Source organism: Bacteroidales bacterium, from assembly GCA_016707785.1.
GTDB lineage: Bacteria > Bacteroidota > Bacteroidia > Bacteroidales > UBA4417 > UBA4417.
Window position 1 is genome coordinate 200,039 of the sequence record JADJGZ010000005.1, and the last position, 16,422, is coordinate 216,460.

Consider the following 16,422-nt stretch of genomic DNA (forward strand, 5'->3'; position numbering starts at 1 on the left):
ATTTTATCCGTCAAAAGTATAACCTCATCAGATCGGTGAAGGTTAATTCACAGCTAATTAAGGTTAATTAAGGTTAATGGCTATCCTATAAGGCAGGTATTCAATTATTTTTGCATCATGCATATGAAGAAGAAATCAACCCGGCTTCCTTTGATAAGTTCGATGATGATAGTTGCCCAGCTATTATTAATGATACTCACTATTCACTGGCTGAACATGCAATACGGGGAACATAAGAAGACCCTAATGAAGGACATTTCTGAGCTTTGGATGCGTTCTCAGCAGCAGATGATTGATTCTTTAATTCTAAAACAATACATCAATCCGATGATTGATAGTACCACTCATTTCAATTTTCAATTTGAATTCAATACTGATTCTCTCCAAAGGTATTCTTCCCTTGAAAGGGATGCACTCATGAATATGGAAGTACCTCCTATTCATCTTCCTGTAGAAGAAAGCAAAATCATAGTAAAAGTGAGTGATTCGGTGAAGGTAAAAGCATTTACAAAGCACGATGATCCTTCATTTTTTAAAAGGGACCTGGTGTTGAAAGGGGTAAAACTATTTGTTAATGAGTTCTCCGACAGCAGTTTTAATGGTCAGAATATGGCAGCATGGGCAATGGATTCAGATACTAACCTTTTTAAAAGCACTTTTACTAAGGAGATAGCCGGGTTCGATCCGAAAATCAGGATCTTATGGAAAACCCAGGATTTTCCTGACAGCAGTTTCTTTCAGGCAAAACCTCCGCCACATTTACAGATGGTTACAGGAGATAAAAGTATTGAAGCAAATATCGAGGGTTATAGCCTAATGATCCTTGCAAAAATGCTACCACAGATTGGCTTTGCATTATTGCTTGTGATACTTACTGCTCTGGCATTTCTTCTCAGTCATAGAAGTTTAAGGACACAAGAATTGTTAAACATTCAACGGAACGATTTTATCAGAAATATGTCACATGAATTAAAAACCCCTGTTGCCACTGTGAAGGTTGCGCTCGAGGCATTAAAGAAATATGACAGAAGTAATGATCCCCATATCATGAATGAATACCTTGATATGGCTACGTCTGAAGCTGACAGGCTGGAATTACTGATTAACAGGGTTATGAGCATTTCTGACAATGGAGATGCATTCTTATCCAATCCTGTAGAAGTAAATATGAAGGTATTATTAAGTGGCGTTCTTCATACACTCAAACCCCGGTTGGATAGCGAACAGGCTGAAATCATACTCGAATTTCCCGGAGATGAATGTGTTGTAATGGCTGATCCTTTGCATGTTAGTGGAGTATTAATCAACCTTCTGGATAATAGTCTGAAATACAGCACTGCACCTGCCAGAATCAGCATTACATTGAAAAATGCAAATGATTTCATTCATATAGAAGTTGCTGACAAAGGAATTGGAGTGCCTGAAGAATTCCGGGATAAAATTTTTGAGAAATTCTTCAGGGCTCCTACCGGTGATATTCATGATGTAAAGGGATATGGCCTTGGTCTGAGTTATGCCAGAACTGTCATGCATCAGCATCATGGAAGCATCACCTATCGATCTGTACCAGAAGGAGGAAGTATTTTTACACTCATTTTTCCAAAAAAGAAATCATGAAAACCAGGGTTTTATATATTGAAGACGAAGCCTTTTTAGGAAGAATTGTAAGTGAAACACTTCAGCAACAAGGGTTTGACATCCAATTGATTACGGATGGGGCAAAAGTAATGGAAGCATTACATTCTTTTGAGCCTGATATCTGTGTTCTCGATATTATGCTCCCAAATGTGGACGGGTACACACTATGTAAACAAATCAAGACTGAAAAACCTTCATTGCCAGTGATCTTCCTTACTGCTAAGAGTGAGACAGAGGATCTGGTCAAAGGGTTTGAATGCGGGGGTACCGATTATATTAAAAAACCATTTAGCATGGAAGAGCTGATGGTCAGGATAAAAAATCAACTATTTCTATTGACTTCAAAAAAGCAGAATGGGAAAGATGAGATTCACCTGGGAAAGTACACGCTCTATCCCTTGCGATATGAGTTAATTTCACCTACCACTACTTTCTCCTTATCTGCAAGGGAGATGGAAATTGTGGGAATGCTTACAGAAACCATTAACCAAGTGATTGAACGAAGATCCCTTTTACTTAAGATCTGGGGGGATGACTCCTTTTTTAATTCGAGGACACTGGATGTATATATCAGGAAATTGAGAGCTTTATTTTCGGAGGATCCAGATATCCAATTAGTAACCCTAAAGGGAAAAGGCTATTTATTTCTGATCAAATGAACCTAGTTCTCAGAATCAGATGGTGTGATGAAAAGAATTACTGTAGCCCAAACCTGAATTAGCAGAGGGGCTACTCCAAGGATTCCGGAAAGCAGTTTATCATTCACCACCTGGAAAATAAGTGTTATGCTGTAAATATTAATAATTGTTAATAACAGCATCAGGTATTTGACCCAATTATAACCCTTTCGGACAAGTAAGCCAATTCCTGCCAGCAATATCCAGGATGTGAGGGAAATATACAAATGAGAGCGTTGTGAAAGATTCTCTTCACGAAGAAGGAAACTAACCATACCCAGCCCGATAGACAGGAAAATAATATTGGATGATTTTACAAAATTGGATGGAACTACTTTATCCATATTCAGTTATTTAAACCAGGTCATCCCAAAAAAGTGAATTTCCTGGTATTGCTATAGAATCAGCCTAAGTGTAAATGTCTGTATGCATTGCAGACTATTTGATTCCCTTCAAACCTGCTTTTTCATATTCCAGTTTCATGATGGTTGCAGGTTCATTTTCATCAGCACCAATCTGGACAACTTTGGATGTAATTCCGGGATATTTATCCTGAATAAATGCCATGTATCTCTCCACAGTATTGATGATTTGACCGTTCTTTACAAGTGAATTTCTTCTCAGGTTAGCGGTCAGGACATAAGAAACATTGTTTTTATGAAGACTCAGCAGCAATGAATCCGGGTAAATCAAAGTAGTAGCTTTATCATCTTTCCCACGAAGTATGGATAAAGAATCCGGAGATGTAGTTCCCTGAATTCCAAATGCACTCATACTTCCAATAACTGACACTCTAAGATTATCAGGCAAATTATCAATAAAATAGACTTTGTCAGCAGCAAAAAATTGTGCCACAATATTTTGTTTTAAGGTCCGAATGAGGTCGGGAGGTAGTTGTTTCCCTTCGAACTGGTCATAGGAGTAAGCAACATATGACCCCTGGGAATTTTTCCAGTCGCTAAAAAAACGGTCTTTGTCAAAGGCTGGTAGCTGCATGATTCCATAGAAATTCCTGCCTTCACCATAAACAAAGGAAATAGAAGGTTTTCTACAAGCGATAACAGCATCTTCAGGCAGGTTAGAGGCGGCCCATTCACTTGCCTGTAAATAATGTTTCCAATCTGGTGTAAGACCTCCAAAACGGCCTGATTCTTTGCGGGCTTCTTTGATCTGAGTAGCAGAAGCACCTATGGTTTGAAAAAACGCAATAACTGCTATCAGTGGAAGGACAAACTGAAGTATTTTAAGGTTCTTTTGCTGGAACAGATAATATAAGGCTGCCACAACCAGCATTAACAGAAATGAGAAGGCTGGAATAATCAAACGGCCCTGATCCCATTTGGCCTGAAGTACTACGAAAGTAACCAGCAAAAAAGCTCCGGCTACAAGCCCTGTAAAGAACAAGTAGTTGTTTTTCAAGTAAGTATATCCAAGTCCAATTATTGCAAGCAGATATATTAATATGGTAAGAAGCGGGAATAAAGTAAGAACAGGGGCATAGGTGCGGAATCCTGTCATATAAAGAAAATGCTTCGAAAGGTAAAGGTTGGAGTTATCAAAGAACCGTTTAATCAATCCACCGAAGTCCTCTTTCCCGTCCTGTGGGGCATAATAGTCTTTGTTCAACAGGCTGGTTCCCTGGTTACTGAATTGCAGTCCACCTTCACTCCATAAGGCATATTTAATCCCTTGAAAAGTAATGAAAACAGCACCGAATGCTAAAATAAAGTATGCCAGGTTTTTCCATTGTCCCTTCAGCAGGAAATAAGCACCGGCAGCCATAAGGGCAGAATAGCCAATACTGCGTGTAAGAGTTAAAAGAAGTAAAATTAATGCAAGAATGAAGTGCCGTTTCAGATCTTCCCTGAAAGTAAATTTCTTATCCTGGTCAATAAAGTAATTAAAGAAAACCAACACCATCAGTATTTGCATCAGGATATAAAAAGCCTCTGAATAGGCCTGGCTGGCATAATAAAGGAGATAACCATTGATAGAACTTAAAGCAATTACAATTACCAGGATTGTGGCCGGGATTCGATTTCTGAAGGTTCTGTAAATAAGGTAAATGGATGCCAACATTGCAACCATTGAGAATAATTTCAAAGGTGTAAGACTGATGCCGAAGATGGCAACCACCAATCCCAGTACCATTGGAAACAATGGGCCCTGGAAAGCCGGGTATTTAAAAGAATGGATAAATTCTGATGCCCTGATGATATAAAAGGAATCATCCCCTGTGAGGCTAACCTTTGGGTCATATAATAACAGACTGAAAAGCAGGGTTATACCCATGCTCAGCCATATCAACCAGGGGTGTGCTTTCTCCAGTGAGCGGTCCATCATCTCAAACAAGGAACCACCCATTTTGGGTTCAGAAGCTTTTTTATTGGTTGAAGTTACATTGTTTGGTTTTTCCCGGAGTTTCTCTTTGGACATGATCGGAGTAATTAAAAGTTGACCTGAAGATGCTTTTCCAAATGCAAATGTCAACAATATTCATTAATATCTAAACAGGGCACTTGAGTATAGTTGCCTGAACCTTTAAAATGAGTGTCAATCCGGGAAAGATTTGAAATAATTTTCATACGTTTGTAAACAGTTTATCAGATATACCTTTAAGAGCTACTGTTTTCCGGGATCTCATTATGAATAAAGCCAAATTACTTGATTTTTATAGAAAGAGTGCAGGTTCCAGGAATAGATGGAAGCGTCGTAACAGCTTTTATCACCGGTCTCTTGAAAATTATTTCGCATTCATTATTCCTGAAGGGAAAAAGTCCTGGAGATCGGATGTGGATTAGGTGATTTACTTCACTCTGTGAAACCCAGCATTGGAATTGGTATTGATTTTGCCCCTGAATACATTGAAATTGCAAGTACTAAATACCCGGAACTACAATTCAGAGTTGATGATATTGAAGATTTAACCCTCAAAGATACTTTTGATTACATTATTCTTTCGGATCTTACCAATTGTTTATGGGATGTTCAGAAAGCACTACATAACATCCGTTCCCTTTGTCATACACAAACAAGGATTGTAATTTCGCAGTACAACTATAAATGGGAACCCATACTTAAAATTGGAGAAGCATTAAGGATAAAACTGAAACAACCTGCACAGAACTGGTTTACCACAAGTGATCTGGAGAACTTGCTGCAACTTGAAGGATATCAAACTATTAAGGTAGAAAGGAAGCTTCTTTTCCCTAAATATATCCCTGTAATTAATTTCCTCTTTAATAAGTTCTTGGCCAACTTACCACTCATTAACCATCTGAATCTTATCAATCTTTTGATTGCCAGACCAGTACTGTCAGATGATCAGCAATATAGCGTCTCAATCGTAGTCCCGGCCAGGAATGAGCGGGGAAATATTGAGAACGCTATTAAGAGAACCCCTGCATTTGGAACTCATCAGCAGTTTATATTCGTAGAAGGGAATTCGAGTGACCAAACCCTGGAAGAGATGCTGAGAGTTAAAGAAGCATACCCTGAAAAGGATATCCTTGTTTTCAAGCAAAGTGGTAAAGGGAAAGGCAATGCAGTTAGGGAAGGTTTTGATGCTGCATCAGGAGAAATATTGATGATCCTTGATGCCGATCTCACCATGCCACCTGAAGAACTCCCCAAGTTTTATGATGCCTTGCGGTATAACAAAGGGGAATTCATTAATGGAAGCCGATTGGTTTATCCCATGGACGAAAATGCCATGCGTTTCCTAAACCTTTTAGGAAATAAGTTTTTTGGCTGGTTCTTCACTTATCTCCTGGGGCAAAAGTTAAAGGACACTTTGTGTGGTACGAAAGTCTTATATAAAAGGGATTATGAACAAATCATCAGGAACCGGCATTTCTTTGGTGATTTTGATCCTTTTGGTGACTTTGACCTATTATTCGGAGCCGCCAAATTAAACCTGAAAATCACAGAGATCATCATCAGGTATCGTGACAGGGAATATGGAAGTACCCAAATCAGCCGCTTCAAACATGGCTGGTTACTTATTCGGATGAGCCTGTTTGCAGCAAGGAAAATCAAATTCCGTTAATCATTTCAAGACCTTAATTCTTAGCGTTCCTTATGACAGGAATCGCCTGATCATATGTACTTTTCATAGTATCTTATAATCAGTGATAATATCCAATAATTGCATTCCGTAGAATAGTTTGCTATATTTGTTCTATAACCAAATAAAACCAAATCTATGAAAAAGCTTTCTATTCTCTTTTTGATTGTGCTTTTTTCCAGCAGTGCTTTAATGGCTCAGTTTGAGAAAGGCAACTGTTTCACAGCAGGATATAGTAATCTTGGCCTTGATATAGGCAATAAGAAATCCAAATCCGGTGGTACATCTGTCGATGTTTTTAAATATTCTGAATTCTTCATTAACCCCGAAGCAGGTTACTTTATTGCTGACAACCTGATGACAGGTCTTTTCATCGATTTTTACACCGAACACTACAAGTATGAATCTGGAAGTGATGATAAATACTTCAAGTTCCTGGTAGGTCCAGTTGTAAGGTATTATTTCTTCCAGTTGAACAAGATGAATTTGTATGGTGAAGGTAGTCTAGGAACTGGATTTGATAAATCAACTTATAAATATACCGGAGGTACTGAGGATGAGACGAAATCAACATACTTCTCCGCCAGGGTAGGAGGTGGATTTACCTATTTGATGACAGATAACTTTGGGTTGGACTTATTCGTTGGCTATGATTATGATTCATGGTTTACTAAAAATGAAGAAGAAGTTGATCAGAAAAGTGCTGCCAGTGTTGAGAAAACCAAAGATTCGTGGAGTTCATTTGAAATTAACATGGGGTTAGTTTATATTTTTCAGAATTAAAACAAACTGATTCATTCTGTTCTTCGCTTCATGATTTGAAGATTTGACCAAAACAAAAAGCTGTTTCGAAGGTTAATTTCGGAGCAGCTTTTTTTGATGTAATATAATAAAATCAATTTAGGTAAGTTCATAGATATAAACCCAAACGAATTATGACTCGTCCAACTCTCTTAACAACCTCTATTACGGTGATCATCTTGTCACTATTCTTATCGTCTGCATGCAAGCATGATCCTGAACTCCAGGAAACTGTAAACCCTCCTGACGACACTACCCAAAACCCCACCTCCCAATGCAGTCCGGATACTGTTTATTTTGAGCAACAAATTCTTCCCATGCTTCAGTCAGGATGTGCAATGAGTGGCTGCCGACGTTGGAACACATGAGGAAGGAATTGTACTCAATAGTTATGCTAATATAATGTCAACAGGAGGAATTAATATTTCAAACCCTACCAGGAGTGAGATTTACGAGAAAATGGCAGAAAGTGACCTTGATGACAGGATGCCACCGCCCCCCTACCCTGCATTTACCTCTGATAAATTAGCATTGATTTCAAAATGGATCAGCCAGGGAGCAAAGAATAACAGTTGCCTAGAAGCAGGATGTGATACGACCAATGTTACCTATCTCACTCATATCAAGCCATTGCTTCAGAATCACTGCCAGGGTTGCCACAGTGGTGGAAACCCAAGCGGGGGAATCCCACTTGTAATATATTCTGATGCTAAAGCGATTGCAGATAATGGGAAATTTCTGGGAACGATCAATCAGCTGAATGGTTATAGTCCAATGCCTCAAAATAGCAACAAATTAACTGATTGTCAGATCAATATGGTAAAGATCTGGATCAATCTGGGTGCTCCAAATAATTGATTTTAATTGGCCATTTCAAAAATCAATTCCCCTTCCTGCATTTCTCCCATAATTTGCTGATTATTTGTAATCTCACCTGAGAGTAACATCCTGGAGAGCTTATTCAGTACTTCCTTTTGAATGACTCTTTTCAAAGGTCTGGCTCCATAGTTTGGATCATATCCTTTAGTAGCAAGGAATTCCAGCGCAGATTCTGAAAATGAAAGACTTATACCATTTTTCCCCAGTAAGTCATCGAGTGATTTCAACTGTAATTCAACAATTCGTCTGATTTCAACCCGGTTTAAAGGGTGGAACATAATGATCTCATCGATTCTGTTTAGAAATTCCGGCCGGATACTCCTTTTCAACATATCCATGACCTGAGTTCGGGTGCTTTCAAATAAAGAATCATCATCCGTACTTCCACTTTCATTCATCTGATCCTGAATTAACTGAGAACCAATATTAGAAGTCATAATGATTAGTGCATTGTGAAAATCAGCGGTTCTACCCTTATTATCTGTCAGTCTGCCTTCATCAAGTACTTGTAGAAGGATATTGAAGATATCCGGATGAGCCTTTTCCATCTCATCAAACAGGATCACAGAATAAGGTTTTCTCCTGACTTTTTCAGTGAGCTGACCACCTTCATCATACCCCACATATCCGGGAGGAGCCCCCACCAGCCTTGCGACGGCATGACGTTCCTGGTATTCACTCATATCAATGCGAATGATGGCATTCTCATCATTAAAGAGGTATTCCGCAAGTGCTTTTGCAAGTTCAGTTTTTCCAACACCTGTGGTACCAAGGAAGATGAAAGAGCCCACAGGCCTTTTTGAATCCTGCAATCCAGCCCTGCTGCGCCTGATAGCATCGAAATTGCCTCGATAGCTTCTTCCTGCCTGGAATCTACCCTTTTGGTGAAGCTCGAATTCCAGATTAAAGTTTTTCTCGTTCACTTTGCAGCATCCGGCTTACCGGGATTCCTGTCCAACGCGAAACAATCTCAGCAATTTCCTCAGAACCAACTTCTTCCTTTATCATTGCTGAATTCAATTGTACTTTATTAAGCTGATCTTTCAAATGGATGAGCTTAGCTTCCACTTCTTTAATTTTCCCGTACCTTAATTCTGCAACCTTGCCAAAATCTCCTTCCCTTTCAGCATTCTCTGCCTCAAACCGATACTGTTCCATATCCTTTTTACATTGCTGAATCCCATCGACCAGCTCCTTTTCGGCTTTCCACTTTGCCTGCAACTGGTTGCGTTCTGCTTCCATATTAGCAATATCAGCCCCAAGCTGTTTTAATTTCAGCTCATCTTTCTCTCTTTTAATAGCTTCCCGCTCAATTTCAAGCTGACGGATTTTCCGTTCAATTTCATCAAGTTCTTCCGGGACAGAATTGATCTCCAACCTTAGCTTAGATGCGGCTTCGTCAATCAAATCAATAGCTTTATCAGGCAGGAAGCGATCTGTTATATAGCGCTGTGACAACTCAACAGCAGCAATAATTGCTTCATCCTTAATCCTGACCTGGTGATGTGTCTCATAACGTTCCTTTAATCCCCTGAGAATAGAGATAGCATCAGCCGAGGATGGTTCATCCACCATCACGATCTGGAATCTTCTCTCAAGCGCTTTATCTTTCTCAAAGTACTTTTGGTACTCTTTCAATGTGGTTGCTCCAATGGCACGAAGTTCACCCCTGGCAAGGGCCGGCTTTAAGATATTGGCAGCATCCATAGCACCTTCAGATGCCCCTGCTCCAACAAGGGTATGAATCTCATCAATAAAAAGCACAACTTCACCTTCTGAAGCTATGACTTCTTTTACTACACTCTTTAATCGCTCTTCGAACTCTCCCTTATACTTTGCACCCGCGATAAGCGCCCCCATATCCAGAGAGAATATTTGCTTCGACCGAAGGTTATCCGGAACATCTCCATTAATGATTCGATGCGCCAGGCCTTCAGCAATCGCTGTTTTTCCAACTCCGGGTTCTCCAATGAGGATAGGATTATTCTTAGTTCTGCGGGTGAGTATCTGCAAAATTCGCCTGATCTCCTCATCACGACCAATCACCGGGTCAAGTTTACCCGATCTCGCCAGTTCATTCAGATTCCTGGCATATTTAGTCAATGCGTGGTAAGTATCCTCTGCAGTCTTGCTGTTTACTGAATTCCCTTTCCTGAGTTCCCGGATAGCAGATATTAAGCCCTTCTCAGTTACTCCCTGGCGCTTCAGTATATTTGATATCTCACTGGCTGAGGTAAGCATCGACAACAACAATAATTCAATGGAGACATATTCATCACCGAACTTCCCTAAGATAGGTATCTGCTTTTTGCAGCACTTTTCCTGATTCCTGTGAGAGATAAACCTCCCCTCCTTCAACTTTAGACATCGATAGAAAAAGTTTTTCAATTTCCTTATCGATAAGATTAGGATCAACCCCAAGTTTTTTGAGTAAAAAGGGAACAATATTTTCATCCGCTTTTTGAATCCCACGGTAAAGATGTGCTACTTCAATCGCCTGGTGTTTCCTTTCCTGTGCTTCAAGCTGAGCCTGCTGAACCACATCCTGGGCCTTTATTGTGAAATTGTTGAAATTCATAGGTTTATATAATTACTTGAACGTTAAACCTAATCATCAATTTCTAAACCATTAGATAACTATGTGTCATTTTGTCATCTTTTAAAAATATAATCTGTCATATTGGCACTAACTACTTCAAATTCATTCAATAATCATGGTAGGCAATCATGATCAGCGACTTCAGAAAAGTCCAGTGTTTCACTATAATCAGATTGCTTAATATCGAGTTCTTTGATCTTTTTTCCCACAAATTCAGTAATCTCATCCAGGATGGGTTTCTCTTCTTCACTACAGAATGAAACTGCATTTCCCCTATGTGTACCCCTGCCTGTCCGACCGATCCGGTGAACATAATTCTCAACTTTTTCAGGAAGGTCATAGTTCACCACATAATCTACATTTGGAATATCTATTCCCCTGGCACTCACATCCGTAGCTATTAATACCAAAATCTCTCCCAGGCTGAATTTTCTCAATACCTGGATCCTTTCCTGCTGTACTTTATCTCCATGGATGGTATAACTCCTGATTCCTGCTCTTTCGAGGGCTTTATTCACGCGTTCAGCCCTTACCTTGGTCCGGACAAACACCAGTATTTTACTCTGCTCATTCTCTTTGATCAAGCGCTCCAGGAAAAATCGTTTATCATCCATACTGATGTAAGCAACAGCGTGGTCAATATTTTTAGAAACCGGATCCTTTGGTGAAATCTGGATTCTGATGGGATTATTTACAAGCGAATAGGCCAGTTTTTTAATCTCAGGATTTATCGTAGCAGAAAAGAATAATGTTTGTCTATTCCTGGGTAGCATCTTAACCAATTGATTGATATCATTGATAAATCCCAGATCAAGCATATGATCGGCTTCATCCACAACCAACATCCTTAGTTGGTCCAGTTTTATGTGACCCTGGCTGATTAGGTCAAACAAACGGCCGGGAGTCACAACAAGGATATGCACTCCCTCTGTTAAAAGCTCAATCTGGGGATCCTGGCTAACACCCCCAAATACACTTAATGTTTTTATTTGGGTATACTTGCCCAGGTCTTTAAATACTTCAGTAATCTGGAGGCATAATTCCCTGGTTGGCACCATCACAAGACATTGGATTCCCTTGGGTAATTCATTACGGCCGGTGGTTAGCAGCAGCTGAATTACAGGAATCACAAAAGCTGCTGTTTTCCCGGTGCCTGTCTGAGCAATTCCAAGCACGTCTTCGCCCCGGAGGATAGGTGGAATTGCCTTAAACTGGATATCAGTTGGGCGCAGGAATCCCGCATCAGCAATGCTTTGTTTAAGGTCAGGATGAAAAGGGTATGCAGCAAATTTCATGGCTATTCAATCAGAATTGATGGGCGAACCTACGGACAAGATTCCTTAAGCCTGCAAAAGTACGGCTTTCTCAATTCAATGCAGCACAAGGCAGAAGGTTGCTCATTGCCTACCCAGTTCAATGATATTTCTGAAAAAGCTATCTCCTTATTTGGAAGGATTGATTTCCTTTTTAATAATGGTGGAATAAGTCAACGTTCTCTTATCAAAGAGTCACCGCTTGAGATAGATCGTAAAATTATGGAGATCAATTATTTTGCGAATATTGCACTCACCAAGGCGATACTGCCCCATATGATTCAAAATAAGGGAGGCCACATTATTGTAACATCCAGTCTTTCCGGCCTTTTTGGTTTCCCGCTTCGTTCAGCATATTGTGCTTCTAAACATGCTTTGCATGGATTTTATGAAACCTTGCGGATAGAACATCTGCATGATCAAATTGGCGTCACCATAGTATGTCCTGATAGGGTCAGGACAAGTATTTCCCTGAATGCACTGGCTGCTGATGGAAAACCACATGGAAAAATGGATGCCAGGCAGGATAAAGGAATTACGGCCGAGCAATGTGCTAAAGAAATGATCCGGGCATTCAGGAAAAACAAGATCGTGGTATTAATCGGAGGATTTGAAAAGATCTCGGTATATCTTAAAAGATTCCTTCCTTCCATATTTTACAGGATGATTTCAAAGGTCTCACCTACCTGAGCTTACGGATTTCTTACTGTTAACAGCAATAAACAATTTTCACTTTCCTCAACATTTTAGTAATTTCGTTCAAAAGAATCCATCATGTCAGAAAAATATATACGGGGAATTCAGCAAGTAGGTATTGGTGTGAATAATGTAGCTGAAGCATGGAAATGGTACCGTGAAGCATTTGGAGTGGATATCAGGATATTTGAAGAGGAAGCCATTGCCGGGCTTATGCTCCCGTATACTGGTGGAAAACCACAGAAACGTCATGCTGCATTGGCCATGAATATGCAAGGTGGCGGTGGTTTTGAGATATGGAATTATAAAGATCGCATCCCTCAGCAACCTGCATTTGATTTGCAAATGGGTGACCTGGGCATTTTTTCCGTGAAAATCAAGTCGATGGATGTTCATGCAGCATTTGAACTTCATAAAAAGGCAGGGCTTGAACCACATAATATTAGCAAGGACCCGGGCGGGAAAGATCACTATTTCCTCCAGGACCCTTATGGCAATTATTTTGAAGTAGTTCCTTGTGATGCTTATTTCATGAATGAGAACAAGCCCACCGGAGCAGTATTTGGGGTGACCATTGGAGTAACTGATATTGAAAAAGCTCTACCGTTATATAGTAAGATATTGGGGTACAATAAGGTTGTTTATGACAAAACCGGGAATTTTGAAGATCTGACAACATTGCCGGGTGGTAAAGGAAACTTTCGCAGAATTCTTCTGAACCATTCCGATCACAAACGGGGGAGCTTTAGTAAGTTGCTCGGACCAACGCAGTTGGAACTGATTCAGAGCATTGACCGGCCGGTTCGTAAAATATATGAAAATCGCTTCTGGGGAGACCTGGGATTCATCCATCTGTGCTTTGATGTAAGTGGCATGCGTAGTTTACGTGAAGAATGCAGAAATGACGGTTTCGCATTCACTGTTGACAGCATTGCGTCTCATGACACGAAAGGTTTCGATATGGGTGAAGCGGCTGGACACTTTGCCTATATCGCTGATCCTGATGGTACTTTGATAGAGTTTGTAGAGACATTGAAAGTCCCGGTGTTCAAGAAATTTGGAATTTATCTCAACCTTAAAAAAAGGCACCCTCATAAATCCTTACCTGATTTCATTGTAAAAGCATTGAGATTTAATCGCTTTAAAGAAAGTAATGGATAAAACAGAGATTAAAGGCATCTTGCTGGAAACCTGTAAGAAACGGCTATTGGATTCTATCAGTAACCTCGAGATTGCCATGAATGATGCCCAGCAACAAGCCAATGAATATGGGGCACCCAGGGACAGGTATGACGCATTCAGGGCTCAACTGATGAGGAAGCGCGACATGATGGCCCAACAATTGGATACTGAATTGAATGAATTGAAAGTACTTGAAAAGATTGACCCTAATAAAAAAATAGAAATTGTCGGATTTGGCGCAGTAGTATTTTCTCAGGACCAAAACTACTTTGTAGCCATCAGCAGCGGTAAGATTGAAATTGAAAGCCAGCTTTTCTATGCAATTTCTGCAAAAGTCCCTATTTACCAGGCTTTACAAGGTAAAAAACGAGGTGAAAGCTGTGAATTCAGGGGAAAGAGTATCCAGATATTAGATATATGCTAACTTCCTGGCTACTAAACATCAGGACCAGGAAAACCTTTAAGCATTATTACGATGGTCATTAACCAGGGCATTTAGCTTTGTCAGATACCTGATTTTATTTTGAAATAGATTGGATTTGAGTTTTGGTTCAAGCAAAGCTCTCCCGATACAGTATTTACTAACGCTTGAACCGTGAATCCTCAGTTTTTTCATGACTTTTTCAAACCCGGGTTCTGTAGCCATCCTGTCGAATTTGACTTCTATGATCGCAACTGAAGGAAGCTGAATGGTACTATGATCATTTTTGAATTCCAGTCCCACATCAATGGTAATCCTCTCTTTTCTCGGAATACTTACTAAGGTAATTCTCTGGAATGTATTGATCAACTTCATTTCCAGTCCATCAAGCTTATAAGGTGTGGCAGCTTCGATGAATACCTGTTCAAAATTTGAATCCAGATTTGCTCCCTGGAGTTCAACCCGCTTTTTCTGGACACGTCCACTATTGGTTCGTCTTTTTACTTCCAGGAACTGTTCACCCGATATCACATACTCGCGTCGCCTGACTTTAAAACGAGATTGCTTGCCGTTATGATGAGCAAGATACATGGCATTGTCACTGGTATCAAAATATTCAGTATTGTATTCCAGGATGCGTTCATCATTGATTTCAAGCACTTTGTAATCAGAAATAACTTCTTTCAGAACAGAAGAGATTCTATTGAAATGCAACACAAATTTCTTTTCCGAGCGATTCAATAGTTTCACAGAATCCATATCTGTAAGGCTTATAGGATCAAAGCCAGACAGTAAATTCCTTATATCGTTCAGCGAGTTCAATTCAAGTATACTATTTAACAATTACAAGATCATCAATTACCAGGTCCTGCTTATTCTCTGTAATTTCAACTTCCCTGATAACCGGGAATGTTCCTCCGGGCACCAGGCCGGTGGTATCTTCAGAATAAGCGTATATCCTGTACTTCCCCTTTCTCAGGTGATCAAATTTATAAGTGCCGTCATAATTAGTTTCGAAGGCATTGCCATAAACTACCTCATCTCCATAAATGATAAAAACATCCTCTTTTTGACCATAATAAGTAGCATTTATTTCTGAATACTCACTATTATAATCTAGTACCCATACCTTACCGGTGATACTGGAGGTACCTCCTTCTCCTGCTTCCTTTTCACAGCCAGAGAGTAGTAAAATTGAGATGATTATTGTTATTGAAAAACGCATCATTTTTATTCCTGCTAAAGTAACGTTCATATATCTGTTTCATTGCAACAAACGATCTTCCAGTCCTTGAAAACCGATGCTAATCTAAACAATAAATCATTTGTGGAAATAAATCCTTAGCTATTATTAATCACACTACCTATCAACAAGTAATAGTCATTTCTATGTTTTTTCTGATTAACATCTAACCTGGAGTTCACTATCATGTGTATCAACAAACCGCTTATATTTGCAGGTAAATTGTATATGCTATGGCCAATAAAATAATGGACCCCATTGGTAAACTGATGGGATTACGGTATAAATCGCATCCCTGGCATGGGGTCGAAGTAGGTGATATGGCTCCGGAATGCATCACTACATTCATTGAAATGGTATCAACGGATACAGTAAAATATGAAGTTGATAAAATTAGCGGATACCTGAAACTTGACCGTCCACAGAAATATTCGAATGTAGTTCCTGCTATGTACGGTTTCATTCCTCAAACATTCAGCGGGAAAAAAGTGGCAGAATTTTGCATGGAAAAAAGTGGCAGAACAGATATCAAAGGTGATGGAGACCCTGTTGATGTATGCGTATTAACTGAAAAAGTGATCTCCCATGGGGATATTCTTGTACAAGCAATTCCTATCGGGGGATTCAGAATGATCGATGGAAATGAATCCGACGACAAGATCATTTGTGTGCTTAGGAATGATGCTGTTTATGGTGATTATAAAGATATTTCAGATTGTCCTGAAATGGTAGTGGATCGTTTAAGACATTACTTCCTGACATACAAGGACTTGCCAGGCCTGGATCTGCATGTTGAAATAACACACATCTTTGGTCGTGATGAGGCTCATGAAATTATCAGGCGTTCCATGGATGACTATCGGCAACGCTTTGAAAATCTTGAACTTATGCTAAGGGAGGTGTAGCT

The 16,422-nt window shown here is 39.7% G+C and carries 14 protein-coding genes and 2 pseudogenes; 10 read left to right on the top strand and 6 right to left on the bottom strand.

Features of this window, described 5'->3' with window-relative positions:
• The first annotated feature begins 123 nt into the window (after positions 1-123).
• Both IPH84_04945 and IPH84_04950 read left to right on the top strand, forming a co-directional pair.
• The gene (locus IPH84_04945; protein ID MBK7172579.1) at positions 124-1,617 is read left to right on the top strand and encodes a HAMP domain-containing histidine kinase; all 1,494 of its coding nucleotides are present in this window, start codon (positions 124-126) and stop codon (positions 1,615-1,617) included.
• Complete coding sequence (locus tag IPH84_04950) at positions 1,614-2,297, top strand: response regulator transcription factor (GenBank protein ID MBK7172580.1); 684 nt, start codon at positions 1,614-1,616, stop codon at positions 2,295-2,297. The genes IPH84_04945 and IPH84_04950 overlap by 4 nt, the downstream gene beginning before the upstream one ends.
• Before the next feature lie 2 nt (positions 2,298-2,299).
• On the opposite strand, the gene IPH84_04955 is transcribed toward IPH84_04950, so the two are convergent.
• On the bottom strand, positions 2,300-2,659 hold the full coding sequence (locus tag IPH84_04955) for a hypothetical protein (protein ID MBK7172581.1): 360 nt from the start codon (positions 2,657-2,659) through the stop codon (positions 2,300-2,302).
• 94 nt (positions 2,660-2,753) lie between these two features.
• Positions 2,754-4,751, bottom strand: coding sequence for a hypothetical protein (locus IPH84_04960; protein MBK7172582.1), 1,998 nt, complete (start codon positions 4,749-4,751; stop codon positions 2,754-2,756).
• A 209-nt stretch (positions 4,752-4,960) separates the two neighbouring features.
• On the opposite strand from IPH84_04960, the pseudogene IPH84_04965 reads away from it, so the two are divergent.
• The 4 genes and pseudogenes from IPH84_04965 (at position 4,961) to IPH84_04980 (ending at position 8,040) form a co-directional block, all read left to right on the top strand.
• Positions 4,961-6,363: pseudogene (locus IPH84_04965) on the top strand (glycosyltransferase).
• A gap of 156 nt (positions 6,364-6,519) precedes the next feature.
• The gene (locus IPH84_04970; protein MBK7172583.1) at positions 6,520-7,164 is read left to right on the top strand and encodes a porin family protein; all 645 of its coding nucleotides are present in this window, start codon (positions 6,520-6,522) and stop codon (positions 7,162-7,164) included.
• Between the two features lie 152 nt (positions 7,165-7,316).
• Complete coding sequence (locus IPH84_04975) at positions 7,317-7,550, top strand: hypothetical protein (protein MBK7172584.1); 234 nt, start codon at positions 7,317-7,319, stop codon at positions 7,548-7,550.
• On the top strand, positions 7,525-8,040 hold the full coding sequence (locus IPH84_04980) for a hypothetical protein (protein MBK7172585.1): 516 nt from the start codon (positions 7,525-7,527) through the stop codon (positions 8,038-8,040). Before IPH84_04975 ends, IPH84_04980 begins: the two co-directional genes overlap by 26 nt.
• A 2-nt stretch (positions 8,041-8,042) precedes the next feature.
• Here the strand turns inward: IPH84_04980 and clpB are convergent.
• A pseudogene (clpB, locus tag IPH84_04985) lies at positions 8,043-10,639 on the bottom strand (ATP-dependent chaperone ClpB).
• A 134-nt stretch (positions 10,640-10,773) separates the two neighbouring features.
• Positions 10,774-11,955: a DEAD/DEAH box helicase gene (locus tag IPH84_04990; GenBank protein ID MBK7172586.1), complete on the bottom strand. Its 1,182-nt coding sequence runs from the start codon at positions 11,953-11,955 to the stop codon at positions 10,774-10,776.
• Here IPH84_04990 and IPH84_04995 point away from each other — a divergent pair.
• The 3 genes from IPH84_04995 to IPH84_05005 all read left to right on the top strand — a co-directional run bounded on the left by IPH84_04995 (position 11,929) and on the right by IPH84_05005 (position 14,275).
• A complete protein-coding gene (locus IPH84_04995) occupies positions 11,929-12,663 on the top strand; it encodes an SDR family NAD(P)-dependent oxidoreductase (GenBank protein MBK7172587.1) in 735 nt (244 codons plus the stop codon). The genes IPH84_04990 and IPH84_04995 overlap by 27 nt on opposite strands.
• Before the next feature lie 84 nt (positions 12,664-12,747).
• Entirely contained in the window at positions 12,748-13,830 is a 1,083-nt protein-coding gene (locus IPH84_05000) for a VOC family protein (GenBank protein MBK7172588.1), read from the top strand.
• Positions 13,823-14,275: a hypothetical protein gene (locus tag IPH84_05005; GenBank protein ID MBK7172589.1), complete on the top strand. Its 453-nt coding sequence runs from the start codon at positions 13,823-13,825 to the stop codon at positions 14,273-14,275. Before IPH84_05000 ends, IPH84_05005 begins: the two co-directional genes overlap by 8 nt.
• Before the next feature lie 36 nt (positions 14,276-14,311).
• Here the strand turns inward: IPH84_05005 and IPH84_05010 are convergent, their stop codons facing one another.
• Positions 14,312-15,094 carry a polyphosphate polymerase domain-containing protein gene (locus IPH84_05010; GenBank protein ID MBK7172590.1) on the bottom strand — a complete coding sequence of 261 codons (783 nt, stop codon included), beginning with the start codon at positions 15,092-15,094 and terminating at the stop codon, positions 14,312-14,314.
• 10 nt (positions 15,095-15,104) lie between these two features.
• Entirely contained in the window at positions 15,105-15,527 is a 423-nt protein-coding gene (locus IPH84_05015; protein ID MBK7172591.1) for a hypothetical protein, read from the bottom strand.
• Positions 15,528-15,748: 221 nt separating this feature from the next.
• Between IPH84_05015 and IPH84_05020 the strand changes: the two genes are divergently transcribed.
• Entirely contained in the window at positions 15,749-16,420 is a 672-nt protein-coding gene (locus IPH84_05020; protein MBK7172592.1) for an inorganic pyrophosphatase, read from the top strand.
• The last annotated feature ends 2 nt before the right edge of the window (positions 16,421-16,422 follow it).

Excerpts from the sequence above, each read along its gene's own strand:
- IPH84_04945 (MBK7172579.1), top strand. The coding sequence starts at position 124 with ATGAAGAAGAAATCAACCCGGCTTCCTTTGATAAGTTCGATGATGATA.
- IPH84_04950 (MBK7172580.1), top strand. The coding sequence starts at position 1,614 with ATGAAAACCAGGGTTTTATATATTGAAGACGAAGCCTTTTTAGGAAGA.
- IPH84_04955 (MBK7172581.1), bottom strand. The coding sequence starts at position 2,659 with ATGGATAAAGTAGTTCCATCCAATTTTGTAAAATCATCCAATATTATT.
- IPH84_04960 (MBK7172582.1), bottom strand. The coding sequence starts at position 4,751 with ATGTCCAAAGAGAAACTCCGGGAAAAACCAAACAATGTAACTTCAACC.
- IPH84_04970 (MBK7172583.1), top strand. The coding sequence starts at position 6,520 with ATGAAAAAGCTTTCTATTCTCTTTTTGATTGTGCTTTTTTCCAGCAGT.
- IPH84_04975 (MBK7172584.1), top strand. The coding sequence starts at position 7,317 with ATGACTCGTCCAACTCTCTTAACAACCTCTATTACGGTGATCATCTTG.
- IPH84_04995 (MBK7172587.1), top strand. The coding sequence starts at position 11,929 with ATGAAAAGGGTATGCAGCAAATTTCATGGCTATTCAATCAGAATTGAT.
- IPH84_04990 (MBK7172586.1), bottom strand. The coding sequence starts at position 11,955 with ATGAAATTTGCTGCATACCCTTTTCATCCTGACCTTAAACAAAGCATT.
- IPH84_05000 (MBK7172588.1), top strand. The coding sequence starts at position 12,748 with ATGTCAGAAAAATATATACGGGGAATTCAGCAAGTAGGTATTGGTGTG.
- IPH84_05005 (MBK7172589.1), top strand. The coding sequence starts at position 13,823 with ATGGATAAAACAGAGATTAAAGGCATCTTGCTGGAAACCTGTAAGAAA.
- IPH84_05015 (MBK7172591.1), bottom strand. The coding sequence starts at position 15,527 with ATGAACGTTACTTTAGCAGGAATAAAAATGATGCGTTTTTCAATAACA.
- IPH84_05020 (MBK7172592.1), top strand. The coding sequence starts at position 15,749 with ATGGCCAATAAAATAATGGACCCCATTGGTAAACTGATGGGATTACGG.